Annotated in this window: 21 protein-coding genes; 10 read left to right on the top strand and 11 right to left on the bottom strand. The window is 64.6% G+C overall.

Annotated features, from left to right (window positions below; all coding sequences use genetic code 11):
- Positions 1-75 precede the first annotated feature (75 nt).
- Positions 76-777 carry a pirin family protein gene (locus tag CLU86_RS06595; RefSeq protein WP_099655371.1) on the bottom strand — a complete coding sequence of 234 codons (702 nt, stop codon included), beginning with the start codon at positions 775-777 and terminating at the stop codon, positions 76-78.
- 106 nt (positions 778-883) lie between these two features.
- Between CLU86_RS06595 and CLU86_RS06590 the strand changes: the two genes are divergently transcribed.
- The 5 genes from CLU86_RS06590 (at position 884) to CLU86_RS06570 (ending at position 5,852) form a co-directional block, all read left to right on the top strand.
- The gene (locus tag CLU86_RS06590; protein ID WP_099658614.1) at positions 884-1,822 is read left to right on the top strand and encodes a LysR family transcriptional regulator; all 939 of its coding nucleotides are present in this window, start codon (positions 884-886) and stop codon (positions 1,820-1,822) included.
- Positions 1,823-1,909: 87 nt separating this feature from the next.
- A complete protein-coding gene (locus CLU86_RS06585) occupies positions 1,910-3,031 on the top strand; it encodes an NAD(P)/FAD-dependent oxidoreductase (protein ID WP_143226674.1) in 1,122 nt (373 codons plus the stop codon).
- Positions 3,028-4,017, top strand: a complete 990-nt coding sequence (gluQRS, locus tag CLU86_RS06580; RefSeq protein ID WP_099741068.1) for a tRNA glutamyl-Q(34) synthetase GluQRS — start codon at positions 3,028-3,030, stop codon at positions 4,015-4,017. The genes CLU86_RS06585 and gluQRS overlap by 4 nt, the downstream gene beginning before the upstream one ends.
- Positions 3,987-4,769: a tRNA (guanosine(46)-N7)-methyltransferase TrmB gene (trmB, locus tag CLU86_RS06575; protein WP_199175099.1), complete on the top strand. Its 783-nt coding sequence runs from the start codon at positions 3,987-3,989 to the stop codon at positions 4,767-4,769. The genes gluQRS and trmB overlap by 31 nt, the downstream gene beginning before the upstream one ends.
- Before the next feature lie 33 nt (positions 4,770-4,802).
- Positions 4,803-5,852 carry a GGDEF domain-containing protein gene (locus CLU86_RS06570; protein WP_099741066.1) on the top strand — a complete coding sequence of 350 codons (1,050 nt, stop codon included), beginning with the start codon at positions 4,803-4,805 and terminating at the stop codon, positions 5,850-5,852.
- Between the two features lie 101 nt (positions 5,853-5,953).
- On the opposite strand, the gene bla is transcribed toward CLU86_RS06570, so the two are convergent.
- Positions 5,954-6,859, bottom strand: coding sequence for a class A beta-lactamase (bla, locus tag CLU86_RS06565; RefSeq protein ID WP_099743360.1), 906 nt, complete (start codon positions 6,857-6,859; stop codon positions 5,954-5,956).
- Between the two features lie 138 nt (positions 6,860-6,997).
- Here bla and CLU86_RS06560 point away from each other — a divergent pair, with 138 nt between their 5' ends.
- Entirely contained in the window at positions 6,998-7,927 is a 930-nt protein-coding gene (locus CLU86_RS06560; protein WP_099741065.1) for a LysR family transcriptional regulator, read from the top strand.
- 82 nt (positions 7,928-8,009) lie between these two features.
- Here the strand turns inward: CLU86_RS06560 and CLU86_RS06555 are convergent, their stop codons facing one another.
- From CLU86_RS06555 to CLU86_RS06540, 4 genes are read right to left on the bottom strand one after another with little or no spacing between them, the layout of a single operon-like run.
- Positions 8,010-8,633 carry a TetR family transcriptional regulator gene (locus tag CLU86_RS06555; protein ID WP_099741064.1) on the bottom strand — a complete coding sequence of 208 codons (624 nt, stop codon included), beginning with the start codon at positions 8,631-8,633 and terminating at the stop codon, positions 8,010-8,012.
- 11 nt (positions 8,634-8,644) lie between these two features.
- Positions 8,645-10,069 (bottom strand): AdeC/AdeK/OprM family multidrug efflux complex outer membrane factor, encoded by a 1,425-nt coding sequence (adeC, locus tag CLU86_RS06550; protein ID WP_099741063.1) that lies wholly within the window; start codon positions 10,067-10,069, stop codon positions 8,645-8,647.
- A 1-nt stretch (position 10,070) separates the two neighbouring features.
- Positions 10,071-13,232 carry an efflux RND transporter permease subunit gene (locus tag CLU86_RS06545; RefSeq protein ID WP_099741062.1) on the bottom strand — a complete coding sequence of 1,054 codons (3,162 nt, stop codon included), beginning with the start codon at positions 13,230-13,232 and terminating at the stop codon, positions 10,071-10,073.
- A 21-nt stretch (positions 13,233-13,253) separates the two neighbouring features.
- Complete coding sequence (locus CLU86_RS06540) at positions 13,254-14,474, bottom strand: efflux RND transporter periplasmic adaptor subunit (RefSeq protein ID WP_099741061.1); 1,221 nt, start codon at positions 14,472-14,474, stop codon at positions 13,254-13,256.
- Positions 14,475-14,645: 171 nt separating this feature from the next.
- Here CLU86_RS06540 and CLU86_RS06535 point away from each other — a divergent pair, with 171 nt between their 5' ends.
- Complete coding sequence (locus CLU86_RS06535; protein ID WP_158236317.1) at positions 14,646-15,299, top strand: TetR/AcrR family transcriptional regulator; 654 nt, start codon at positions 14,646-14,648, stop codon at positions 15,297-15,299.
- Positions 15,300-15,358: 59 nt separating this feature from the next.
- Here the strand turns inward: CLU86_RS06535 and CLU86_RS06530 are convergent, their stop codons facing one another.
- The gene (locus tag CLU86_RS06530; protein WP_099743359.1) at positions 15,359-16,963 is read right to left on the bottom strand and encodes an HD family phosphohydrolase; all 1,605 of its coding nucleotides are present in this window, start codon (positions 16,961-16,963) and stop codon (positions 15,359-15,361) included.
- Positions 16,964-17,075: 112 nt separating this feature from the next.
- Here CLU86_RS06530 and CLU86_RS06525 point away from each other — a divergent pair, with 112 nt between their 5' ends.
- The 3 genes from CLU86_RS06525 to CLU86_RS06515 are packed head-to-tail and all read left to right on the top strand — an operon-like array spanning position 17,076 to position 20,031.
- Positions 17,076-18,092: a rhodanese-related sulfurtransferase gene (locus CLU86_RS06525; RefSeq protein ID WP_099741059.1), complete on the top strand. Its 1,017-nt coding sequence runs from the start codon at positions 17,076-17,078 to the stop codon at positions 18,090-18,092.
- Positions 18,089-18,784 (top strand): glutathione S-transferase, encoded by a 696-nt coding sequence (locus tag CLU86_RS06520; protein ID WP_099741058.1) that lies wholly within the window; start codon positions 18,089-18,091, stop codon positions 18,782-18,784. The genes CLU86_RS06525 and CLU86_RS06520 overlap by 4 nt, the downstream gene beginning before the upstream one ends.
- Positions 18,785-18,798: 14 nt before the next feature.
- Positions 18,799-20,031, top strand: coding sequence for a GGDEF domain-containing protein (locus CLU86_RS06515; protein WP_099741057.1), 1,233 nt, complete (start codon positions 18,799-18,801; stop codon positions 20,029-20,031).
- Between the two features lie 301 nt (positions 20,032-20,332).
- Here the strand turns inward: CLU86_RS06515 and CLU86_RS06510 are convergent, their stop codons facing one another.
- From CLU86_RS06510 to cysT, 4 genes are all read right to left on the bottom strand, one after another.
- Positions 20,333-20,869, bottom strand: a complete 537-nt coding sequence (locus CLU86_RS06510; protein WP_099743358.1) for a disulfide bond formation protein B — start codon at positions 20,867-20,869, stop codon at positions 20,333-20,335.
- 160 nt (positions 20,870-21,029) lie between these two features.
- Complete coding sequence (locus tag CLU86_RS06505) at positions 21,030-22,154, bottom strand: sulfate/molybdate ABC transporter ATP-binding protein (RefSeq protein WP_099741056.1); 1,125 nt, start codon at positions 22,152-22,154, stop codon at positions 21,030-21,032.
- Positions 22,155-22,179: 25 nt separating this feature from the next.
- Complete coding sequence (cysW, locus tag CLU86_RS06500) at positions 22,180-23,085, bottom strand: sulfate ABC transporter permease subunit CysW (protein WP_099741055.1); 906 nt, start codon at positions 23,083-23,085, stop codon at positions 22,180-22,182.
- A complete protein-coding gene (gene cysT / locus CLU86_RS06495) occupies positions 23,082-23,951 on the bottom strand; it encodes a sulfate ABC transporter permease subunit CysT (RefSeq protein ID WP_099655356.1) in 870 nt (289 codons plus the stop codon). Before cysT ends, cysW begins: the two co-directional genes overlap by 4 nt.
- Between the last annotated feature and the right edge of the window lie 27 nt (positions 23,952-23,978).

Genomic DNA, 23,978 nt, shown 5'->3' with positions numbered 1-23,978 from the left:
TCCTGTGATGAAAAACGACTGACAACGAAACAAACTTCAAAGCGGGCCCTGCGCAATGAAGGGCCCATGCAGGCGTCAACCTTCCAGGTCGAACACCAGCACCTCAGCGTCCTGCCCTGCGGACAGGGTGACAAACGGCTCGTCCACCAGCATGGCGGCATCGCCGGTGCGCAGGCATTCTCCATTGGCCTGCACTTGCCCGCGCACCACGTGCACATAACCCTTGCGCCCGGTCTTCAATGGCAAGGTGGCCGTTTCTGCGCCGTCAAAAAGGCCAGCATACAGCGATGCATCGGCGTGGATCGTGACAGAGCCCAAGGCTCCGTCAGGCGACGCCACCAAGCGCAAGGCCCCGCGCTTTTCAGCCGCAGAAAAACCGGTTTGCTCATAGCCCGGCGCAATGCCGCGCACATTGGGCTCAATCCAGATCTGCAGGAAGTGCGTGGTTTGCCCCTCGGCATGGTTGAACTCGCTGTGCATCACGCCCGTGCCCGCACTCATGCGCTGCACATCGCCCGGCGGAATGCCTTTGACATTGCCCATGCTGTCTTTGTGGGCCAGCTCGCCAGAGAGCACATAGCTGATGATTTCCATGTCGCGGTGGCCATGGGTGCCAAAGCCCGTGCCAGGGGCAATACGGTCTTCGTTGATGACGCGCAGGTTGCCAAAACCCATGTGCTGTGGGTCGTAGTAGCCTGCGAATGAAAAGCTGTGGAACGACTGCAGCCAGCCATGGTCGGCGTAGCCTCGGTCTTGGGATTTACGAACAGTCAGCATGGTGATTGCTCCTTTCAATGCCTCCACTGTAGGCCTCGCCTGCGGCCTTCTGGCTCTGATCGATTGATGGCATCATTCAAAATGCTTGAACAAAAATAAGCCCACCATGCAAAACGCACGCGATGTCCTGACCCCGGACAGCCTGACCATGCTGCAAGTGATTGCCGAGGCGGGCAGTTTTGCCGCCGCAGCGCGCCAACTGGGGCTGGTGCCCAGCGCACTCACTTACCGGGTACGGCAGATTGAGGATGCGCTGGATGTGCTGCTGTTTGACCGCAGCGCCCGGCAAGCCAAGCCAACCGAGGCCGGGGCCGAGTTGCTGCGCGAGGGCAATCGCCTGTTGCAAGACATCGATGCGGTGGCCAACCGCGTGCGCCGCGTGGCCACGGGGTGGGAGCCACAGCTCACACTCTCTATCGACGGCGTGATCTCCCCCCACACCATGCTGGAGCTGGTCGATGCGTTCTACGCCATGTCGCCCCCCACCCGGCTCAAGTTGCGCGACGGCATCATGACCGGCACCCGCGAGGCGCTGACCTCCGGGCGGGCCGATCTCGCCATCGGCGTGTCTGGCATGGCCTCAGATGTCGCGGGTTTGCAGCAAGAGTTGTTGGGCGACTTGCTGTTCATCTATGTCGTGGCCCCACACCACCCCCTAGCCAACATGCCCGAGCCCATCACCGATGCCGTCATGCTGCGCCACCGCGCCGTGGCCGTGGCCGACTCGGCCTTGCGGGGCGGCATGACCATGGGCTTGCTGGGCGGGCAAGACGTGCTGACAGTGGACACCATGCAGGCCAAGGTGCAGGTGCAATTGCGGGGCCTGGGTGGCGGCTTTTTGCCCGAGCCCATGGTGCGCCCCTATGTGGAAGCAGGCCGCCTGGTGGCCAAGCGCGTGGCGCGCCCTGAGCGCTATGTGCGGCTGCACTACGCATGGGGCGGCCCAGGTTTTACAGCGCCGGGGCGGGCCTTGCAATGGTGGCTGCAGCAACTGCAAAGCCCCGCCACTCGCAAGGCTCTGCTGGAAAACCACCACCATTTCTGACCCGAAACACCCTGGCACGCGTGTAGAGTGGGCCTTGTTGGATTTCATTGTCGACCGTCTTCTTACGCTGTCACCGAAAGGCAACCCATGAGCAAAACCATCCCTCGCCCCGCCAAGCGGCCCCGACGCACCGACACATCCTCCCCGGCCACAGCCGCCGCCCCTGGCCGAGGCGCCCGCCACTTCGCCATCATTGGCGCAGGCATGGCAGGCATTGCCTGCGCCCGCACCTTAGTCCAGGCTGGCCACCAGGTGACGGTGTTTGAGCAGGCTGCCGCCCCCGGCGGGCGCACGGCCACTGTCGATAGCGCCTTTGGCTCGTTTGATGCTGGCGCCCAGTACTTCACGGTGCGCGACCCGCGCTTTGCGCGCGCCATCGACACCGTGCCCGGCCTGTGCAAGCCCTGGAGTGCCAACAACGTGCGCGTGCTGGACGCTTCGGGCCGCGTCACCTCGCCCGGGCTGCTGTCGCGCGAAGCGCACTGGGTGGCCAGCCCCGGCATGCAGTCGCTGGTGGCCACCTGGGCCCAGCCGCTGGAGCAAGCCGGACGCATCCAGCTGAACGCGCAAGTCCATCGCATTGAAAGGGATTCGTTGAACCCCATCGGCTGGCAGGTGCGCACCGAGGGACCCGGCGGCTCGCAGCATGTGTACGCAGGCTTTGATGCCGTGCTGCTGAGCCAGCCAGCCACCGCAACGCAAGCCTTGCTGGCCAAGTCGGCCATTGACAGCACCCTGACCCCATCGCTGGCCAAGGTCGCTATTGCGCCCTGCTGGACACTGATGCTGGCCTACCCCCAGGCAGTGCGCCCGGATCTGGCTACGCTGGGCCCCCAATGGAACGTGGCCCGCAGCACCCACCACCGCATTGCCTGGCTGGCGCGTGAATCGTCCAAACCCGGCCGAGGCTCTGTTGAGCGCTGGACGGTGCAGGCCAACCCCGCCTGGTCGGCAGAGCATCTGCAAGACAGCGAGGCCCGCGTGCAGGCCAAGCTGCTCAAAGCCTTTGCCGAAGTGACCGGCCTGCGCGCCGAGCCTGCCCACGCCGCCCTGCAGCGCTGGACCTATGCCCAAACCACCCACGCACTGGGCAAAAGCCATGTCTGGGATGCCAGCCTGGGGCTGGGTGCCTGTGGTGACTGGTGCCTGGGACATCGCCTGGAAGACGCTTTCATCTCCGGACTGGAGCTGGCGCTCGCCGTGAAATGACCCTGGCTGGAGGCACGAACGTTGCAAATACCCGTGGCTATGTGGGGCGCTTTGCACCCTCGCCCACCGGGCCATTGCATGCGGGCTCTTTGGTGGCCGCATTGGCCAGTTGGCTGGATGCGCGCGCCGCCCAAGGCCAATGGCTGGTGCGGCTGGAGGATGTCGATACCCCGCGCTGCATCCCCGGGGCCGACCAGACCATCCTCCACCAATTGGAGCGCTGCGGCCTGCACCCCGATGCCCCGCCGGTTTGGCAATCACAACGCGGCACGCTGTACCAAACTGCACTGGACGCCCTGTGCGCTCAGGGGCTGGCCTACCCCTGCGCCTGCTCGCGCAAAGAAATTGAAGAAGCCCACACCGCACGCGGCCATGCCAAAGAGCGGCATGCGGCGCTGCCCTACCCCGGCACCTGCCGCACCGGGCTGCACGGGCGCCCGGCCAGGGCATGGCGCTTCCACACGGAGAGTTTTATCGAAAAACACCCTCCAGGGCGCGCAGAAAAAGCGCAAGAAGCTATCAATTCAATAGCATCCAACACGCTGATCTGGCACGACCGCAGGCTGGGCCAGCAAGCCCAGGATGTTTGCCAAGCCGTGGGCGACTTTGTGCTCAAACGGGCCGATGGCCTGTGGGCCTACCAGTTGGCCGTGGTGGTCGACGATGCCGAGCAAGGCATCACCCACATCGTGCGGGGCGAGGACCTGGCCGACAACACGCCCCGCCAAATCCTGCTGCAACGAGCCCTGGGCCTGCCCACCCCCACCTACCTGCACACCCCGCTGGTGCTGGGTGCCAATGGCGAAAAGCTCTCCAAACAAAACGGTGCAGCGGCACTGGACCTGAGCGACCCACTGGCCGCACTGCGCCAAGCCGCGCAGGCCCTGGGTTTGCCTGCGCTGGCACATCCACACAACATTTCTGTAGCAGATGCCTTGGCGCTGTGGGCCAAGGCATGGCCGCGAATCTACAATGGCGCATCGTGATCGAACAGAACAATATTTCCCTTGACGCAGAGCCCACCGCTTTGCCCACGTCCACAGCGGGCGCTGCCCCCGCTGGTGTGGCCTATCCCAAAACCATCAAGAGCTTCGTGCGCCGCGCTGGCCGCACGACCACAGGCCAGGCCAAGGCCTTTGAAGACCTGGGCCCCCGCTTTTTGCTGAACTACCAAGCCGCGCCGCTGGATGCCCCCGCCGCCTTTGGCCGCGCCGCACCTTTGATCCTGGAAATCGGTTTCGGCATGGGCGAGGCCACCGCTCACATTGCCCGCGTGCGCCCCGATGACAACTTTCTGTGCTGCGAAGTGCACGAACCCGGCGTGGGTGCGCTGCTCAAGCGCATTGGCGAGCACGACATCACCAACATCCGCATCCTCCAGCACGACGCCGTGGAAGTCATTGACCACATGCTGCCCCTGGGTACGCTCGATGGTGTCCATGTCTTTTTTCCAGACCCCTGGCACAAGACCAAGCACAACAAGCGCCGACTGATCCAGTCGCCCTTGGTGGCCAAGCTGGCCGCCCGCCTCAAGCCCGGTGGCTACCTGCACTGCGCCACCGACTGGCAGCCCTACGCAGAGCAAATGCTTGAAGTGCTGGGCCAGGAGCCCTTGCTCGTCAACACGGCCGAAGGCTACGCCCCGCAACCTGCGTACCGTCCACTCACCAAGTTCGAAAACCGCGGCTTGCGTCTGGGGCATGGGGTGTGGGATATCGTGTTCACACGCCGCAATTAATGCCCTGACACGGCTGTACGTACTTCCTTGACTATGAAGCCCATACTGCAACACCTGGTTGAAATGACCGGCCACCGCGATCACTTGCGGCTTGAAGTGTCGGTGCTCTCCACCCTGCAAAAGCTCAGCAGCATCAAGGAAGTGCGGGCGCTGGAACTCTTTACCGACCAGGGCGAGCCGCACATCCGGCCACGCACCTGGGTACAAGAGGGGCAGCTGGTATCCACCGACTCTGAAGCCGCAGCAGACCCCCGCAAGGAGCCGCTGGAACGCTACCCCGAGCTGTTTGAATGCGTAACCAAGCAAGGCGACAGTGCCCTGGCCAACCCACGCCCCGGTCGCCACACCCTGTGGCTGCCGGTGTGGATGCACGAAAAGGTCAGCACCTGCCTGGAAATCACGCAGTCGCGCCCCTTCTCGGCTCACAAGCTCGATGTGCTCAAAGGCGTGTTCCTGGTCTACCAGAACTACCAGAGCCTGCTCGACTACTCCGAGCGCGATGCGCTCACAGGCCTGTTCAACCGCAAGACGTTTGACGAGCAATTTGCGCGCACCGCCTCGCCAGGCCTGAGCAGCAACCGGCCCAAGAACGCGGAGTCCATGATTGGGGAAGAAGTGCTCACCCAAAGCGAGCCGGTGCAGAACTGGCTGGCCGTGGTGGACATTGACCACTTCAAGCTGGTGAATGACCGGTTTGGTCACTTGTACGGCGACGAAGTGCTGATCCTGATTGCCAACATCCTGCGCACGTCTTTCCGTTCGCACGACCGCATCTTCCGCTTTGGTGGTGAAGAGTTTGTGGTGCTGCTGCGCAACACCACCCTGAGCAAAGCCCACAAGGTGTTCAACCGCTTCCGCGAGACGGTGCAAGAGCACCACTTCCCGCAAGTAGGGAACGTCACGGTGAGCCTGGGCTTTGTGGGCACTTCGCACGGCTCCCCGGTGGAAATCCTGGGCCAGGCCGACCAAGCCCTGTACTACGCCAAAGAGCACGGCCGCAACCAGGTTCGGTTCTATGAAGACCTGATTGCCTCAGGCGAGTTGGCCACCAAGGTGGCCAACGACGACGTAGAACTGTTCTGATCGGCGGGCCCGTTTTGGCTCGCCTTGGTCCTTTTCACTTTCCACGCTCTGCCCCCGCCCGGCAGGACAACGACCGCTGCGCTTGCCAGTGCTTTGGAGCCTTACACGGCTGACGCCGCCAATGCGGCCAAGGCGCTGCGCGCCACCTCGGCAATGGCGGCTTCGCGTTGTTCGGGCTTGGCCTTGGACTGCGTGAGGTAGCAGGTCAGCAGCACGGGCGCACCACCGCCCTGGGGCCACAGCACGCCGATGTCGTTGGTAGTGCCGCTGCTGCCCGCCGTGCCCGTTTTGTCCCCCACCCTCCAGCCCGGTGCACCTGCCCGCAGGCGCTTGTCGCCCGTGCTTGTTTCTACCAGCCAGCGCTGCAGCGTGGCGCGAGACGCGGGCGTGAGGGCATCGCCCAGCACCAGCTTTTGCATGGTCTGCAGCATGGCCAGGGGCGTGGTGGTGTCGCGTGGATCGCCTACAGCGGCTTCGTTCAGCGTGGGCTCGTTGCGGTCCAGCCGCGTGGCCGTGTCGCCCAGGGTGCGCAGGTAGGCCGTGAGCGCGCTGGGGCCACCATGGCGTGCCAGCAGCAGATTGGCGGCGGTGTTGTCGCTCAGGCTCACGGTGGCAGAGCACAGCTCGCCCACCGTCAGGCCGCCACCGGCCCCGGCCTTGGAGCCACTCACCGGCGAATAGTCCACCACCTCGCTGGCCGGGTACTGCACCCGGGCATCCAGCCGCTCTTTGCCCTGGTCTACCAGCGCCAGCATCCAGCCCGCCAGGGGCAGCTTGAAGGTGCTGCACATGGCAAAGCGCTCGTCCTGCCTCCAGCCCAGCGCCAGGCCGCTGCCCGTGTCCAGCAGGGCTGCGCCCAGCCGCCCCTGTGCGTTGCGCTCGATCTGGGCCAGGGCCTGCTGCCACTGCTGCGCCACGGCCGCACCGGGTGTGCGCGCTGCAGCACAACCCCACAGGGGCATCAGTGCAGCCATTGCCAGCCCCCAGGAAAACTCTCGTCTTTGCATCGCCATCATTCACCTCGTTTGAGAAAGATGCGAACGATACGGGGGATGCAAGGCCCCCACCAGCGGCAATAATTGCACCCAGCCCCCAGAAAAACTTATGCATCACCCTGCACCTGCGCCAGCAGTTGCCACCACGCCATGCACCTGCCTCTGAACGCCCTGCGTGCCTTTGAGGCATCTGCCCGGCACCTGAACCTGACCCGTGCGGCGCAAGAGCTGCATGTGACGCAAACAGCGGTGAGCCAGCACATCCGCAACCTGGAAGAACGCCTGGGCAAGCCCTTGTTTCGCCGCCTGCCGCGTGGCCTGGCCTTGACCGATGAGGGGCAGGCGCTGCTGCCCACATTGAGCGACGCCTTTGCCCGCATGGAAGCCGCGCTGGAGCAGATCCGCGACCCCCGCCCGCGCGAGGTGCTGACGGTGGGCGTGGTGGGCACCTTTGCCGTAGGCTGGCTGCTGCCCCGGCTGCGGCATTTTCAGCAAAGCTGCCCGTTTGTGGACTTGCGCCTGCTCACCCACAACAACCGGGTCGATATGGCGGGCGAAGGGCTGGACTACGCCATTCGCTTTGGCGACGGGGCCTGGCATGGCACGCACGCCGAGCGCATTTTGCAAGCCCCGTTGTCGGCCATGTGCACACCCGCCCTGGCGCAGGGCCTGCAGCAGCCCGCCGACCTGGCCCGGCTGCCCCTGCTGCGCAGCTACCGCGCCGACGAGTGGACCGCCTGGTTTGCAGCGGCGGGCCTGCCCTGCCCGGTGCTGCGGGGCGCGGTGTTTGATTCGTCCCTGACGCTGGCCGAAGCCGCCGCCCAAGGCGCCGGGGTGGCCCTGCTGCCGGTGGCCCTCTTCACCCGCGAGTTACAGCAAGGCCGGCTGGTGCAACCCTTTGCGCTAGAGCTGCAGCGCGGTGCCTACTGGCTCACCCACCTGCAGTCGCGCGGCGCCACAGCCGCCATGCAGGCGTTTGCACAGTGGCTGCTGGCGCAAGCCCATTCGGCCAGCGCAGGCCTGCCCGCGCCCGATGCGGCGGTGCCTGAAGCAAAGCAGGCGCCCTTTGAAGACAGTTAACCAAATAGGCCTCTAGCGCTTAATAAATAAGCGCAAGAAGCTACGCTTTTGATAGCAAACATCTTTGAAAAGCTGTGGCCCGTCAGCCCACAAACACCCCTGCCAAGTGCGTCTGCAGTACGCTGGCACCCACGGTTGCCAGGCCAAACGCCCCTGGCTGGCGCAGCCACTGCTGCATGAGTCCCTCCACCAAAGCGAACACGCCCAAGGCCGCCACCGCAGGCTCAATGCCTGGGCGCAGCGCGCCTTGGGCGGCGGCCTGGGCCAATGCGTTTTGAAAGCACAGCAGGCCCGCTTGGCGGTGGGCCTGCTGCACCTCCACCAACCGCTCGTGGCCCTGCCCCACGCTCCACGGCCCCAGGATGCACAGCAAGCGCTGGGCTGGCACGGAGGCCTCCAGCCAGGCCAAAGGCGCTGTGCCCAGGCGCACCAGCGCCTGCCGCAACGCCAAAGGGCTGCCCGCCTGCACGGCACTGGGCAAGGGCCGCACCACTTGCCAGGGCAGCTGCGTTTCGTCCAGCAACGCCTCCAGCAAGTCGCTCTGGTCCCTGAAGTGCCAATACACCGCACCACGCGTCACGCCAGCGCGGTGGGCCACCTCTTGCATGGCGCTGTGCGCCCAGCCACGCTCCGCAAAAAGCTGCGCGGCAGACTCCAGAATGCGCTGGCGGGTGGCCTGCGCCTGTTCCTGCGTTCTGCGGGCCATGGGGGCGTGCGCTACAGGGTGGACGCACTGCCCGACCAACCGCCCCCCAGCGCCTTGTACAGCGTGACGCCATTGGTCAGCTGGGCCAGGCGGGTGCCGATCAGGGTCTGGCGCGCGCCGTACCACGAGCGCTGGGCGTCCAGCACATCCAGGTAGCTGTCCACGCCCCGGTCAAACCGGGCTTGCGACATCTGCAGCACCTCGCCACTGGCCTGCACCAGGGCGTTTTGCGCCTGCAACTGGTCGCCCACGGCACTGCGCTGGGCCAGCGCATCGGCCACTTCGCGGAAGGCGGTCTGGATGGCTTTTTCGTACTGCGCGAGCGCAATGCCTTGTGCGGCTTTGGCGCTGTCCAGGTTGGCCTGGTTGGCACCGCCATCAAAAATGGGCAGGCTGATCTGGGGGATGAAGCTCCAGCTGCCCGAGCCCGCCTTGAACAGGCCCGACAAGTCCGCACTGCTACTGCCCGCCGTGGCCGTCAGGCTGATGCGCGGGTAGAACGCCGCCCGCGCCACGCCAATGTTGGCGGTGGCGGCCTTGAGCTGATGCTCGGACTGCAACAAATCGGGCCGACGCAGCAGCAGGTCGGACGGCACCCCCGCAGGCAGCGCAGGCAAGGCGTTCAGCGTGTCGCCCAGCACCTCAGGCGCCAGGGTATCAGGCACTGGCGTGCCCAGCAGCAGCGCCAGGGCGTTGCGGTCTTGCGCCACCTGGCCGGTGTAACGGGCCACGTCCACGCGGGCGCTCTCCACACTGGTTTGCAGCTGGCGCAGCGTCAGGGCCGAGGCTGCGCCCAGCTCAAACCGCGTCTGGGTGAGGCGGTACGACTCGCTTTGGCTGCGCAAGGTCTCTTGCGCCAAAGCCAGGCGCTCCAGGTCGGCAGCCCAGGCGAGGTAGGCCGTGGTCACCTCGGCCACCAGGCTGATGTGCGTGGTGCGGCGGGCCTGCTCGGTGGCCAGAAACTGCTCCAGCGCCTGGTTGCTGAGGTTGCGCACGCGGCCAAACAGGTCCAGCTCATACGCGCTCACGCCCAGGTTGGCGCTGTACTGGTGGCTGGTGATGGCCGTGCCTGCGCCCGACAGGCTGGCCGGGGTGCGCGCTGCCGTGCCGCTGCCCGTGGCGTTCACCGTGGGCAAGGTTTGCGCATCTTGCACGCGGTATTGGGCGCGGGCCTGTTCGATGTTGAGCACGGCCACACGCAGGTCGCGGTTGTTCGCCAAGGCCAGCTCAATCAGGCTGCGCAACTTGGCATCGGCAAAGAACGTGCGCCAGTCGATGTCGCCGGTAGCGCCGCTTTGTGGAGTGCCGCCGTCGGCCGCATCCGGGTAGGCCGCCGGCACGGGCGCAGCGGGCTGCTCATAGGTGGGGGCCAGGTTAGCACAGCCGGTCAGCACCAGGGCGGCGGCCAGCAGGGACAAAGTCAGGGAACGGGGCATTTCAGTGGCCTTCCGACAAAACAGGGGTGGCAGCGTGCACATCAGCACCAGAGGCGGGCTTTTGGCGCCCAAACAGCTTTTGCACGATGACGAAGAACAGCGGCACGAAGAAGATGGCCAGCACCGTGCCGGTGACCATGCCACCGACCACGGCCGTGCCGAGCGCGTTTTGCGCACCTGCGCCCGCGCCCTTGCTCAGCATCAGCGGCAGCACACCCAAGATGAACGCCAGCGATGTCATCAAGATAGGCCGCAGCCGCATGCGTGCCGCCGTGATGGCCGACTCGACCAGCGAGTGGCCCTGCGCATACAGCTCCTTGGCAAATTCCACGATCAAGATGGCATTTTTGGACGCCAGCCCCACCGTGGTCAGCAGCCCGACCTGGAAGTACACATCGTTCATCTTCCACGTCAGCACCGCGCCCGCCAGCGTGCCCAGAACGCCCAGCGGCACCACCAGCAGCACTGAGAACGGAATCGACCAGCTCTCGTACAGCGCCGCCAGACACAGGAACACCACCAGGATGGACACGGCATACAGCAGCATGGCCTGGCCGCCCGCCTCGCGCTCCTGGCGCGACACGCCCGTCCACTCAAAGCCAATGCCCGCGGGCAACTCGGCCGCATGGCGCTCCACCAAGTCCAGCGCCTGGCCGCTGGACATGGCGCCCGGCAGGGCCATGCCCAGAATTTCCACCGAGGGCACGCCGTTGTAGCGCTCCAGGCGGGGCGAGCCGGTGATCCACCCCGAGGTGGAGAACGCGCTGAACGGAACCATGGTGCCGCTGCTGTTGCGCACAAACCATTTGCCAATGTCCTCGGGCGCCATGCGGTGCGGCGCATCGGCCTGCAAGAAGACCTTCTTCACCCGGCCCTTGTCCAGAAAGTCGTTGACATAGCTGCTGCCCCACGCCACCGAAAACGTGTTGTTGATGTCGGCCATGGACAGGCCCAGCGCGCCCGCCTTGTGCTCGTCAATGTCTAGGCGGAACTCGGGCGCGTCTTCCATGCCATTGGGGCGCACGGCCACCAGGCCCTTCTCTTGCATCAGCGCGCCCAGCAGCTGGTTGCGTGCGGCCATCAGGGCGTCGTGGCCCAGGTTGGCGCGGTCTTGCAGCATCAGGTCGAACCCGCTGGCGTTGCCCAGCTCAGACACCGCAGGCGGCGCAAACGCGAACACCGAGGCATTGCGGATTTGCGAGAGAGCACCCATCGCCTTGTTGGCCACGGCCTGGGCCTTGAGGCCCGGCGCCGTGCGTTCGCCCCAGGGCTTGAGCTTGACGAAGGCAAAGCCCGTGTTCTGCCCACTGCCCGCAAAGCTGAAGCCCGCCACGGTGAAGATCGAGTCCACCGCGTCTTTTTGCTCTTCCAGAAAGTGGTGCTGCACCTGGTCCAGCACCTTTTCGGTGTTGCTTTGCGTGGTGCCTGGGGGCAGTTGCACGATGGCAAACAGCGTGCCCTGGTCTTCCTCAGGCAAGAAGCCTGCGGGGATTTTGGTGAACACAAAGCCTACGGCCACCACCAAAATGGCGTAGCCCACCATCCAGCGGCCACCGCGCTGGAGCATGCGCTGCACCAGGCTTTGGTAGCCACGGTTGCTGCGGTCAAAAGCACGGTTGAAGGCGCCAAAAAACCCTTTTGTGGCCAACCCGTGCCCCTTGGGAATGGGCTTGAGCAGCGTGGCGCACAAGGCGGGCGTGAGGATCATGGCCACCAGCACCGACAGCGTCATCGCCGACACGATGGTGACGGTGAACTGGCGGTAGATGACACCCGTAGAGCCGCCAAAGAAGGCCATGGGCACAAACACGGCGGCCAGCACCAGGGCCACCCCCACCAGCGCGCCGGTGATCTGGCCCATGGATTTGCGCGTGGCTTCCAGGGGCGACAAGCCCTCTTCGCTCATCACCCGCTCTACGTTTTCGACCACCACAATGGCATCGTCCACCAGCAGGCCAATGGCCAGCACCATGGCCAGCATGGTCAGCGTGTTGAGCGAATACCCAAACGCCGCCAGCACACCAAAGGTACCCAGCAGCACCACCGGCACCGCAATGGTGGGGATGAGCGTGGCGCGGAAGTTCTGCAAGAACAGGTACATCACCACAAACACCAGCACCACGGCCTCGACCAGGGTTTTGACCACTTCCTGGATGGAGATGCGCACAAACGGCGTGGTGTCGTAAGGCTTGATGACCTTCATGCCCTGCGGGAAGAACTTGCCCAGCTCAGCCAGTTTGGCGTCCACCGCCTTGACGGTGTTGAGCGCATTGGCACCGGTGGCCAGCTTGATGGCCAGGCCCGCAGCGGGCATGCCGTTGAAACGGGCCACCGTGGCGTAGCTCTCGCCGCCCAGCTCAATGCGCGCCACATCGCTCAGGCGCACAGCGGCGCCGTTGGCCTGGGTGCGCAGCAAGATGCCTGCAAACTCATCGGCCGTCTTCATGCGCGTTTGCGCCGTGATGGTGGCATTGAGCTGCTGGTTGGCCGTGGATGGCAGGCCGCCGAGCTGCCCGGCAGACACCTGCGCGTTCTGCGCCTGGATGGCGTTCTTCACGTCCAGCGGCGTCAGGTTGAAGCTGTTGAGCTTGCTCGGGTCCAGCCAGACGCGCATCGCATATTGCGAGCCAAACAGCGTCGTGTCGCCCACGCCTTCTACGCGGCTGATCGGGTCTTGCACGTTGGCCGCCACGTAGTCGGACAAGTCCGAGCCGTTGAGCTTGCCGTCTTCCGACACAAAGGCCAGCACGTTCAGGAAGTTGTTGGCCGACTTGGTCACGCGCACGCCCTGCTGCTGCACCTCTTGCGGCAGCAGCGGCGTGGCCAGGGCCAGCTTGTTTTGCACCTGCACCTGGGCAGTGTCGGGGTCGGTGCCGTTCTCAAACGTCAGCGTGATGGTCACGCTGCCCGAGGACTCACTGGTCGAAGCGATGTAAGAGAGCTTGTCCAGCCCCTTCATCTTCTGCTCGATGACCTGGGTGACGGTGTCTTCCAGCGTTTTGGACGAGGCGCCCGGATAGGTGGCCGAGATGGCGATGGCGGGCGGCGCAATGGTGGGGTATTGGGCGATGGGCAGTGTCAGCACTGCCATCACCCCTGCCAGCATCGTGATGATGGCAAGCACCCACGCGAAGATGGGGCGGTCGATGAAAAAACGGGCCATGGGATTCTCTTTGCGGGGTGTTCAACGGGCGCTGGAGGGGGCAGCTTCGGCGCTACTCGCGGCGGCCATCTTCTGCACGGCTTCCGTCTTTTTGAAGGCGGCGGGGGTGTAGGGCTGGGTTTGCACCGGCTGGCCAGCACGCGCTTTTTGCTGGCCTTCCACCACCACGGTGTCGCCTGCTTTCAGGCCATCCGTCACCAGCCACTGGTCACCCACGGCACGGTCGGCAGTCAGGCTGCGCTGCTGCAACTTGCCTTCTCCATCCACCACAAAGACGTAGGGCTTGCCGGTGGTGTCGCGGCCCACAGCGGGCTGGGGCACCAGCAGGGCTTGCTCCAGCACGCCCTCCTCCAGCACGGCGCGGGCATACATGCCTGGCAGCAAGTCGGCGCGGGGGTTGGGGAACTCGGCGCGCAGCGTCACGGCGCCCGTGCTTTGGTCCACCGTCACGTCCGAAAACTGCAGCTTGCCGGGCTGCGCGTACACACTGCCGTCCTCCAGCACCAGGCGCACTTTGGCGGTACCGCTTTTGAGAGTGCCTGCGTCCATCGAGCGCTTGAGGGCCAGCAGCGTGCTGGTGGACTGCGTCACGTCCACGTAGATCGGGTCCAACTGCTGCACCGTGGCCATGGCACCGGCCTGATTGGCCGTGACCAGCGCACCGGGCGTGACGCTGGAGCGCCCGATGCGCCCGCTGATGGGCGAGGTGATGCGGGTGTAGTCCAGGTTGATGCGCTGGGTTTGCAGCGTGGCGCGGGCGGCGCTGACCTCGGCCTCGGCCTGCAGCAGCGACGCGGCGGCGTCGTCGGCATCCTGCTGGCTCACGGCCTTGATGGCCGACAGCTCCTTGAAGCGCCCGGCCTTCAGGCGCACCGTGACCAGGTTTGCCTCGGCCTTGGCCAGGGTGGCCTGGGCGCTATCGACATTGGCGCGGTAGGTGGCGGGGTCGATCTGGTAGAGCACATCGCCCGCCTTCACATCGCTGCCTTCCTTGAAGCGGCGCTGCAGCACCAGCCCGGTGATCTGGGGGCGCACCTCGGCGATCAGCGCCGGGGCCACGCGGCCGGGCAGCTCGGTGGTCAGCGGCAGGCGCTGGGCTTGCACGGTGATGACCCGGACCTGGGGCACGCCCCCGCCGCCAGTGGCCGGGGGCTGGGGTGCTTCGCCGCAGGCGGCCAGTGCCAGGGCGGAAACGGCGGCCAATACGGCCACGGGTCGTTGAATAGCAGGATGCAAGCGCATGAACAAGGCTCCTCGGCCCAGGCGCTTTGGCACGCCCGACCTGACAAATTGAAAACACGATTTAACTGTACCGAACGGTACGGTATTGCCGATTATCAAGTTGACACATTCAGTCTGTCAAGCAAAAATGGACTCATCGGTACGGTTAAGCGTTATTCACAGGAGTACGGCATGAAAGTTCGCACGGAAGCACGCCGCGAGGCGATTCTGGAAATCGCCTCGCAGGTCTTTCTGGAGTTCGGGTTTGAGCGCGCATCCATGGCCGAGATCGTTCGCCGCATTGGCGGCTCCAAGTCCACCATCTACGGCTACTACCCGTCCAAGGAGGCGTTGTTCCAGGCCGTGACGCAGGCTGCGGGCGAACAGCACATCCAGGCGTCTTTTGCAGAGCTTGCTGCGCACGACATGCAGCAAGGCATTGCCGAGGTGCTGGGCCGGTTTGGAGAAAAGCTGGCGACCTTCATGTGCCGGCAGGAGATGATTGCCACCCACCGCATGGTGCTGGCCGAGGCCGGACACTCCAACATGGGCGAGCTGTTTTACGAGGCGGGCCCCAAACGCGGCATGGGTGAAATCTCAGCCTTTTTCACCCGCGCCATGGAGCATGGACACCTGCGCCAGGATGCGCCTTTTGTCGCAGCGCTACAGTTCGGGGCCTTGGTGCAGTGCGAAATCCAGGTGCGCTGGTACTACAAAGACCTGCCCCCCCTGCCGCCTGAGGAGATCCAGGCCCTGGCCGACCGCGCTGTGGCAACCTTCTTGCGTGCCTATGCGCCGCAGGCGGCAGGCAGCAAGCCCAAAGCCAAGAGTAAAAAGACGGCCTAGCGCTTTACCTACAAGCGCTAGCAGCTATACATTTAATAGCAATCGGCATGCAAAACCCGTCACATGTCGCGCTGCGCAGGCTCCAAAAACTCCTGCGCGTAGCGCAGGTGCACGCCCTCGGACACGAACACGTCGAACAGGTCCGGATCGATGTGCCCGCCATCGCGCATCTTGGCCATGATGCCCAGCGCCTGCGACAGGCTCATGCCGCTCTTGTAGGGCCGGTCAGCGGCCGTCAAGGCTTCAAACACATCGGCGATGCCCATCATGCGCGCCTGCACTGACATCTGGTCGCGCGTCAGGCCCTTGGGGTAGCCGCGCCCGTCCATGCGCTCGTGGTGGCCGCCCGCGTATTCGGGCACGTTCTTGAGGTGGCGCGGCCAGGGCAGCGTCTCCAGCATCTTGTTGGTCGCCACGATGTGGTGGTTGATGATGTCGCGCTCGGCCTGCGTCAGCGTGCCCGAGCGGATGGTGAGGTTCTCGACCTCTTCGGCCGTCAGGAAGCTGGTCTGCAGGCCCTGCGGGTTGCGCCACTGGCGCTGCACACCTATGTCGCGCACGCGCTGCTGGTCTGCCGCCGACATGGCCTCCCCCCCGATATTGGCCTTGCGCAAAAAGTCACGGTCGGCGTCCAGCGCAGCCAGCTCTTGCTGCAAGGTCTGCTGCACCTGGGCTTCGGCCGCCGCATCGACCACCGGGCGCAGCGCCAACTGGCGCCGCAGGGCGGCCAGCTCGGCATCGCGCTTGAGCACTTCAAAGCGCGTGTCCACCGTGCCAATGCGGTCGTACAGCGTCTGCAGCTTGGTGGCTTTGTCCACCACGTGCACAGGGGTGGTGATCTTGCCGCAGTCGTGCAGCAGCCCGGCCATCTTCAGCTCGTAACGGTCGCGGTCGGTCATGGCAAAGTGGGCCAGCGGCCCCTCTTGCACGGCATGGGCCGCCTCGGCCAGCATCATGGTCAGCGCTGGCACGCGCTGGCAGTGGCCCCCGGTGTAGGGCGATTTCTCATCGATGGCCAGGTTGATGAGGTTCACGAACGACTCGAACAGGCGCTCAAGCTGCGACACCAGCAGCCGGTTGGTGAGTGCAATAGCGGCCTGCGAGGCCAGCGACTCGGCCAGGCTCTGGTCGGCTTGCGAGAACGCCATCACCTCGCCCGTCTCCGGGTCGCGTGCGTTGATGAGCTGCAGCACGCCAATCAGCTCACGGTCGTGGTTCTTCATGGGCACCGTCAGGAACGACTGCGAACGATACCCTGTGCGCGCATCAAAAGCGCGTGTGCCGGAAAAGTCGAAGCCCTGCTCGCTGTAGGCATCGGCAATGTTCACTGTGCGGTCGTGGATGGCCGAGTGCGCCGCCACCAGCGAGTCATTGGGAGCCCCATCGGTGGTGCGCAGGGGCAGCAAAGGCAGATCAATGGGCTTGCCCGTGGTGCCCCCCAGGCGTATGCCCAGCGAGTCGGTGCGCAAGATCTCGAACTTCAGGGCCGCCTGGTCTTCCGTCACGCTGTACAGCGTGCCGCCATCCGCCCCAGTAATGGTCTTGGCGGCTTCCAAAATGTTTTCCAGCAGCCGCTCAATGTGCCGCTCGCGCGACAATGCCGCCCCAATGCCATTGAGCTGCTCCAGCCGGCGAAAAAGATGGATAGTGGATTCCTTGCTCATGCGATTCACCTGGCGGCAGCGTTGGTAACCCGACATCGTAACGAAAGGTGACGGCTATCATCCTCCGGTTCATCCATCTTCGCCACCTACTCGCGTTCTACCCGCCCATCTCGTGGACCCGGTCACTTCCCGCTTCATCACCGCCGCCCTCTATCAGTTCGTCGACCTGCCCGACTTTGCCGCACTGCAAGGGCCCCTGCAAAGCCTGTGCGAGGCCCACGGCGTGCGCGGCATGCTGCTGCTGGCGCACGAAGGCATCAACGGCACCATCGCAGGCACCCCGACAGGTGTGCACGCCGTGCTGACCTGGCTGCGCAGCGACAGCCGCTTTGCAGCCCTGCAGCACAAAGAGGCGCCCGCCAGCACCCTGCCGTTCTACCGCATGCGTGTGCGGCTCAAAAAAGAGATCGTCACCCTGGGCGTGCCCGGCCTGAACCCCGCGCGCAACGCAGGCACCTACGTCAAGCCCAGCGACTGGAACACCCTCATCGACGACCCGGCCGTGGTGGTCATCGACACGCGCAACGACTACGAAGTGGGCATCGGCACCTTCGAGCGCGCCATCAACCCGCACACCAAGAGCTTTTCCGAGTTTCCGGACTGGGTGGCGCAACAATCGCAGCCCGGCGGCGTGCTGGCAGGCAACCCGAAGGTGGCCATGTTCTGCACTGGCGGCATCCGCTGCGAAAAATCCACCGCCTTCCTCAAGTCGCAAGGCTTTGACGAGGTCTATCACCTCGAGGGCGGCATCCTCAAATACCTGGAGACCGTGCCCGAGGAAGCCACCCGCTGGCAGGGCGAGTGCTTTGTGTTTGATGAGCGGGTCTCCGTAGGCCACGGCCTGGTGCGCGGCCCGCACCAGCTGTGCCGCTCATGCCGCATGCCGCTGGGCGAAGCCGAGCTGGCACACCCGCACTACGTGCCAGGCGTGAGCTGTCCCTGTTGCCACGGCACCCGCACGCCCGAGCAAGAACGCGCCCTGGCCGAGCGCGAGCGGCAAATGCAGCTGGCGGCCCAACGCGGCCAGGAACACATCGGCGCACGCCAGCCCAGCAGCTCTGCACGGCCCAGCACGCAAGAAGTCAAAGAAGGCAAAGACAACGCAGGCGACACGGAAGACGCTGCATGACCGCCCTCCCCGTTCTCTACTCCTTTCGCCGTTGCCCCTACGCCATGCGTGCCCGGCTGGCCCTGGCGGTGAGCAGGCAGGCGTGCGAACTGCGCGAGGTGGTCCTCAAGAACAAGCCCCAGGCCCTGCTGCAAGCCTCGCCCAAAGGCACCGTGCCCGTGCTCGTGCTGCCAGATGGCCACGTGCTGGAGCAAAGCCTGGACATCATGCTCTGGGCCCTGGCGCAACACGACCCCGACGGTTGGCTGTCTCCCATCGAAGGCACGCGGGCCGACATGCAGGCACTGATCGCCGAATGCGACGGCCCCTTCAAACAGGCGCTGGACCGCTGCAAATACCCCAACCGCTACCCCGGCGCCGACGTGAGTGCCGCGCGTGCCACCGCCGTGGCTTGGTTGAGCGTGCTGGACACCCGCCTGGCCACCCGCCCCCACCTGTTCGGCCATCGCGCGGCCCTGGCAGACATAGCCATCGCACCGTTTGTGCGCCAGTTTGCGGGCATTGATGCAACGTGGTGGCAAGCGCAGCCCTGGCCCCATTTGCAGGCATGGCTTGCGCATTGGCAGGCCAGCGAGCTGCTGGAGAGCGTGATGCACAAGCTGCCTGCGTGGGTAGATGGGACGGAGGGGGTGTTGTTTCCCCATCCTGTGACAACTTTCGCCCCCTGCGACAGCGCCGGGCTCCATCACTGACCAGTCACGCCCAGATGGTTGCATACGTTCTCGTTGGCATGCTGTGTGCACACCTGCTGTGCTTCGCCGTCATGTTTTTGCTCATCAGCAAACGCCTGCACGGCAAGAAGATGGGCATGGACTTTTTTGCCCTGGGCAACCTCCTGCTGGGATTGGCCTATGTGCTCCAGCTGGTGGAGGGCGGCCCCGCCTGGAGCGTGATGAGCGTGCTCAACCACACCCTCACGCTGGCCTCTCCCATTGCCTACGGGCTCGGGGTCATGCGGTTTTTTGGCTACCCCGCCCCCCTGTTGCGGCCGTTGATTGCATTTGCCATCGCGTACGCCACCTTGCAGGTGCTGGTGCAGTGGAGCTTGGGGCCTGTGGCGCGCTACGCCTTGCTGTCAGGAATGTCGGCGCTGCTGTTCCTGGTGATGGCGCTGACGGCCCTCTACGGTGTTCGCACGTTTGCCAAGCATTTGCATTGGGAGATGGCATTTTTTGCGTTCCTGATCGGAGGCATCTGTGTACTCAACGCCATCAAATGCGTGAAGGTTCTGGAGGGTGGCCTGGACGCATTGCAAATGGACAGCCATTTCCAGATGGTGTTCTACATCTACATGTCGTCCCTGGCCACCGTAGTGCCGCCCTCCATCGTTTGGCTGGTGCTGCGGCGCCTGACCGATGATTTGAGCCACATGGCAGCGCGTGATCCGATGACGCAACTGCTCAACCGCAGAGGGCTCTCCGAAGCGCTGGACCGGTATTTCAATCTCCGCCAGGCGACTCCGGCCTTCTTGATGCTGTTGGATGTCGACCATTTCAAACGCATCAACGATACCCATGGCCACCAGATCGGAGACGCCGTACTGTGCCGCGTAGCAGAAGTGCTGCGCGGCACAGTGCGCCGTGGCGATCTGACAGGCCGTATCGGCGGCGAAGAATTTATCGCCATCTGCACAGGCAGTGATGGTGCGGGTGTCCTGCAGCTGGCAGAGCGTGTGCGCAAGGCGGTTGAAAATCAAACCATCGAAATCAGCGGCTCTGACCAACCGCTGCGCTGCACGGTCACGATCGGGGTTTCAGGCGATTTCTCCAGCCTCCCGGAACTGGAGGGCGCCATGCGGTCCGCCGATGCAGCGCTTTACCGGGGCAAGGCCGCAGGACGCAATCGGGTTGAGTCGGCTGGCACTTCCGCCCCCTTTCTGACTCCGGGCGCAAGCCCATTCACTGCGGGCCAGATGGAAGCGGCAAAAGCAGCGGAATAGCCCAGACTGCCCCCGTGCACATTGGTGGCACCGTGTGCCCTTGACAGCCCGCAACTACAGGCAGCGTGCCCGCGGCATTGCAAAGCTGGTCGTTGGCACCAGGCCTGCGAAGCAGCTCGACCAGCCAGGCATTGGCGCCGCTGACAAACCAGCCTCCCTTCTCGACCCGCCTGCTGTCCACCGCTGCAATGCCAGCCCAGGCTCACCCATCAGCACGCGGAAGGATGCCGTTGAGCGTGCGGACAAAAACAAAAGGCGCTCTACAGAGCGCCTTTTGCCAAGTCGGTACCCGCCAGACTTTTCAAGCCGCCGAGTACCCTGCAGCACTGCGGCGGCCACCCTTGAAGCCGCGCACCAGCAAAGCCAGCAGCACCAGCCCAAAGCCGACAAAGCAGATAAACGACCAGTTGGCGATGGAGCCACCCAGGAAGGTCCAGTCAATGGCTGTGCAGTCGCCCGAGCCTCGGAAAATCATGGGAATGGCGCGGCCGATGGGGTAGTTTTCGATCATGCCGTAGAAGTCGCGGCCGCAGGTGGCGACTTCGGGCGGGTACCACTGCAGCCAGCTTTGGCGGGCGGCAACGAAGGCGCCGAAACCCGAGGCCACCACGGCCAGGACAGTCCAGCCCATCCACCAGCCTTTTGCGCCCCTGGCGCTCGCCAATGCAGCGAAGACAGCTACCAAAATAAGAGCATACCGCTGCACGATGCACATGGGGCAAGGCTCCAGGCCCACCACATGCTGCAAGTACATGCCAAAGGCCAGCATTGCCACGCAAGCCACGCTGATCAGTGCCAGCACACGGCGCGGGGCCTGATCGATCCAGTTCAACACCATCATTCTTATCCTTGTGGCGTATGGTCCTTCAACCGCCTAACGTCGTTGGGGCGCCTTGCCGTGCCAAAGCACTGTCTGCGGCGCCCCGCCTAGTTATGCGGTCGAATCACCATCCGCTGAAAGCCACTGCATCGCGAGCAGCTTTCCTAAGAAAACCGGCTCAGATCCCCGCAGCGTGATCTAAAAATACGCGGGCGCGGCGCGGTGTCACCACCAGCGTTTCGCCCTCTTTAAAGCCCTGCTCCTTGAACTGCTGCGCAGGGATCTGCGCTTCGATCAAGGAGTCTGGGGACGCATTGTCCGCTGGTTTGTGGTCTTGGGAGGGAATAAGTTCCAACCGCGCGATGGGGCCCACCACAATGGCGCGGCTCAGCTGGGCCACGATGCCGCGTGGGCGGCCTTCGGCGTCCAGCCCGGCGCCCGGTGAGTAGCGCTCCACATCCAGGTCGTGCGGGCGCACGTAGGCAAACGCCTTGGCGTTTTGCGCCTGGCTGTGCTCGGGCGAGTCGATCTGCATGCCGTCGAGGTGCACAAGCCCTTCGTGGGCGCGGCCGTGGAACAGGTTCACGTCGCCCAGAAAGCCATAGACAAACGGGCTGGCGGGCTGGTCCCACACCTGCTGGGGCGAGCCGCTTTGCTCGATGCGGCCCTGGTTGATGACCACCACGCGGTCGGCCACTTCCAAGGCTTCTTCCTGGTCGTGGGTCACGAAGATGCTGGTCACGTGCAGTTCGTCGTGCAGGCGGCGCAGCCAGCGGCGCAGTTCTTTGCGCACCTTGGCATCCAGGGCGCCGAAGGGCTCATCGAGCAGCAGCACCTTGGGCTCCACCGCCAGGGCGCGGGCCAGCGCAATGCGCTGGCGCTGGCCGCCGGACAGCTGCGAGGGGTAGCGGTCGGCCAGCCAGTCGAGCTGCACGAGCTTGAGCAGGTCCATCACCTTCTGCTTGATCTGCGCTTCGCTCGGGCGCTCGCCACGGGGCTTCACGCGCAGGCCAAAGGCCACATTCTCAAACACGGTCATGTGGCGGAACAGTGCGTAGTGCTGGAATACGAAGCCCACGTTGCGCTCGCGCACATGCACGTCGGTGGTGTCTTCGCCGCTGAAATGGATGGTGCCGACGTCAGCCGTCTCCAGCCCCGCGATGATGCGCAGCAGCGTGGTCTTGCCACAGCCCGAGGGGCCCAGCAGTGCGATGAGTTCGCCGGAGGCAATGTCCAGGCTCACATCGCGCAGGGCATGGAAGTCGCCAAACTGCTTGCTGACGTTACGGATTTCAATGCTCATGGTGTTTCTTCCTTCAGCGGGCAGTTCAACGGGCAGCGGCGTCGGCAGGACGCTCGGGCGGCAAGTCGGTCGCAGCCTTCAATGCCTGCTCATTGCGGTGTTCGGCGACGGTCTTGATGACCAGGGTGACCAGGGCCAGCAAGGCCAGCAGCGAGGCTGCGGCAAACGCAGCCACGGATTGGTACTCGTTGTAGAGAATCTCAACGTGCAGCGGGATGGTGTTGGTCTGCCCCCGGATGTGGCCGGACACCACGGACACCGCGCCGAACTCGCCCATGGCGCGCGCGTTGCACAAGATCACGCCGTACAGCAGACCCCACTTGATGTTGGGCAGCGTCACGTACCAAAAGGTCTGCCAGCCGGTGGCGCCCAGCACGATGGCGGCCTGCTCCTCGTCGTTGCCCTGCGCCTGCATCAGCGGGATCAGCTCGCGGGCGATGAACGGAAAAGTCACAAACACGGTGGCCAGCACAATGCCGGGCACGGCGAAGATGATCTTGATGTCGTGCGCCTGCAGCCACGGGCCAAACCAGCCCTGCGCGCCAAACATCAGCACATAGATCAGGCCCGCCACCACGGGGGACACCGAGAACGGCAGGTCCACCAGCGTGGTCAAAAACGCCTTGCCTTTGAACTCGTACTTGGCAATGCACCAAGCGGCGGCCACGCCAAACACCAGGTTCAGCGGCACCGCAATCAGCGCGGTGATCAGCGTGAGCTTGATGGCCGACCAGGCATCGGGCTCGCGCAGGCCCTCCAGGTAGGCGCCAAAGCCTTTGCGCAGCGCCTCGGCAAACACCGCAGCCAGCGGCAGCACCAGGAACAGCAGCATGAAGGCCAGTGCGACGGCAATGAGCGTGTAGCGTACCCAGGGCGCTTCGGTCGTGCCCGCTTGCGCGCGGCGAATGGTTCGGGAGTTGCTGCCGCTCATGCTGGTGCCCCCGTGTGCCGGCGTTGCCAGGCCTGCAATGCGTTAATGACCAAAAGCAAGATGAATGAGATCACCAGCATGACGACGGCCACGGCGGTCGCGCCTGCGTAGTCGTACTGCTCCAGCTTGCCGATGATGATCAAAGGCGTGATTTCAGAAACCATGGGCATGTTGCCTGCGATGAAGATGACCGAGCCGTACTCACCCACCGCCCGCGCAAACGCCATGGCAAAGCCGGTGAGCAGCGCAGGGGTGATGGAGGGCAGGATGACCTTGGTGAAGGTCTGCAGGCGCGTGGCGCCCAGGCAGGTGGCGGCTTCTTCCAGCTCTTTCTCGGCGTCTTCCAGCACGGGCTGCACGGTGCGCACCACAAACGGCAGGCCGATGAAGATGAGCGCAATCACGATGCCCGCAGGCTTGAACGCCAGCTGGATGCCCATGGGCTCCAGAATGCTGCCCACCCAGCCATTGCCCGCCAGCAAAGCCGTGAGCGAGATACCCGCCACGGCGGTGGGCAGCGCAAAAGGCAGGTCCACCAGCGCGTCCACGATTTTCTTGCCCGGAAACTTGTAGCGCACCAGCACCCAGGCGATCAGCAGGCCGAACACCAGATTGACCAGCGCCGCCAGGAACGAGGCGCCGAAGGTCAGCCGGTACGACGCCATCACACGCGGCGCACTGATGGCGGCCCAGAACTGCTCCCAGGTGAGCGTGAAGGTTTTGAAGATCAGTGCCGACAGCGGGATCAGCACGATGATGCTCAGATAAAACAGGGTGTAGCCCAGCGACAGCCCGAAGCCGGGCAGCACGCGTTTGGGCGCACGCCGACCGGCCGGGGCTGCGGCCACAGCATTCGCAGTGGTCATATGAAGAGGTAGTGAGGTGCGCGGGCC

Source organism: Acidovorax sp. 62, from assembly GCF_002754495.1.
Lineage (GTDB): Bacteria > Pseudomonadota > Gammaproteobacteria > Burkholderiales > Burkholderiaceae_C > Acidovorax.
The sequence above is the reverse complement of the archived record's forward strand: the minus strand, read 5'-3'. Positions and strand labels throughout refer to the sequence as shown.

What these genes read in the sequence shown, in the direction of transcription:
- CLU86_RS06595 (WP_099655371.1), bottom strand. Translation starts at nt 777, where the DNA reads ATGCTGACTGTTCGTAAATCCCAAGACCGAGGCTACGCCGACCATGGC.
- CLU86_RS06590 (WP_099658614.1), top strand. Translation starts at nt 884, where the DNA reads ATGCAAAACGCACGCGATGTCCTGACCCCGGACAGCCTGACCATGCTG.
- CLU86_RS06585 (WP_143226674.1), top strand. Translation starts at nt 1,910, where the DNA reads ATGAGCAAAACCATCCCTCGCCCCGCCAAGCGGCCCCGACGCACCGAC.
- gluQRS (WP_099741068.1), top strand. Translation starts at nt 3,028, where the DNA reads ATGACCCTGGCTGGAGGCACGAACGTTGCAAATACCCGTGGCTATGTG.
- trmB (WP_199175099.1), top strand. Translation starts at nt 3,987, where the DNA reads ATGGCCGCGAATCTACAATGGCGCATCGTGATCGAACAGAACAATATT.
- CLU86_RS06570 (WP_099741066.1), top strand. Translation starts at nt 4,803, where the DNA reads ATGAAGCCCATACTGCAACACCTGGTTGAAATGACCGGCCACCGCGAT.
- bla (WP_099743360.1), bottom strand. Translation starts at nt 6,859, where the DNA reads ATGCAAAGACGAGAGTTTTCCTGGGGGCTGGCAATGGCTGCACTGATG.
- CLU86_RS06560 (WP_099741065.1), top strand. Translation starts at nt 6,998, where the DNA reads ATGCACCTGCCTCTGAACGCCCTGCGTGCCTTTGAGGCATCTGCCCGG.
- CLU86_RS06555 (WP_099741064.1), bottom strand. Translation starts at nt 8,633, where the DNA reads ATGGCCCGCAGAACGCAGGAACAGGCGCAGGCCACCCGCCAGCGCATT.
- adeC (WP_099741063.1), bottom strand. Translation starts at nt 10,069, where the DNA reads ATGCCCCGTTCCCTGACTTTGTCCCTGCTGGCCGCCGCCCTGGTGCTG.
- CLU86_RS06545 (WP_099741062.1), bottom strand. Translation starts at nt 13,232, where the DNA reads ATGGCCCGTTTTTTCATCGACCGCCCCATCTTCGCGTGGGTGCTTGCC.
- CLU86_RS06540 (WP_099741061.1), bottom strand. Translation starts at nt 14,474, where the DNA reads ATGCGCTTGCATCCTGCTATTCAACGACCCGTGGCCGTATTGGCCGCC.
- CLU86_RS06535 (WP_158236317.1), top strand. Translation starts at nt 14,646, where the DNA reads ATGAAAGTTCGCACGGAAGCACGCCGCGAGGCGATTCTGGAAATCGCC.
- CLU86_RS06530 (WP_099743359.1), bottom strand. Translation starts at nt 16,963, where the DNA reads ATGAGCAAGGAATCCACTATCCATCTTTTTCGCCGGCTGGAGCAGCTC.
- CLU86_RS06520 (WP_099741058.1), top strand. Translation starts at nt 18,089, where the DNA reads ATGACCGCCCTCCCCGTTCTCTACTCCTTTCGCCGTTGCCCCTACGCC.
- CLU86_RS06515 (WP_099741057.1), top strand. Translation starts at nt 18,799, where the DNA reads ATGGTTGCATACGTTCTCGTTGGCATGCTGTGTGCACACCTGCTGTGC.
- CLU86_RS06510 (WP_099743358.1), bottom strand. Translation starts at nt 20,869, where the DNA reads ATGGTGTTGAACTGGATCGATCAGGCCCCGCGCCGTGTGCTGGCACTG.
- CLU86_RS06505 (WP_099741056.1), bottom strand. Translation starts at nt 22,154, where the DNA reads ATGAGCATTGAAATCCGTAACGTCAGCAAGCAGTTTGGCGACTTCCAT.
- cysW (WP_099741055.1), bottom strand. Translation starts at nt 23,085, where the DNA reads ATGAGCGGCAGCAACTCCCGAACCATTCGCCGCGCGCAAGCGGGCACG.
- cysT (WP_099655356.1), bottom strand. Translation starts at nt 23,951, where the DNA reads ATGACCACTGCGAATGCTGTGGCCGCAGCCCCGGCCGGTCGGCGTGCG.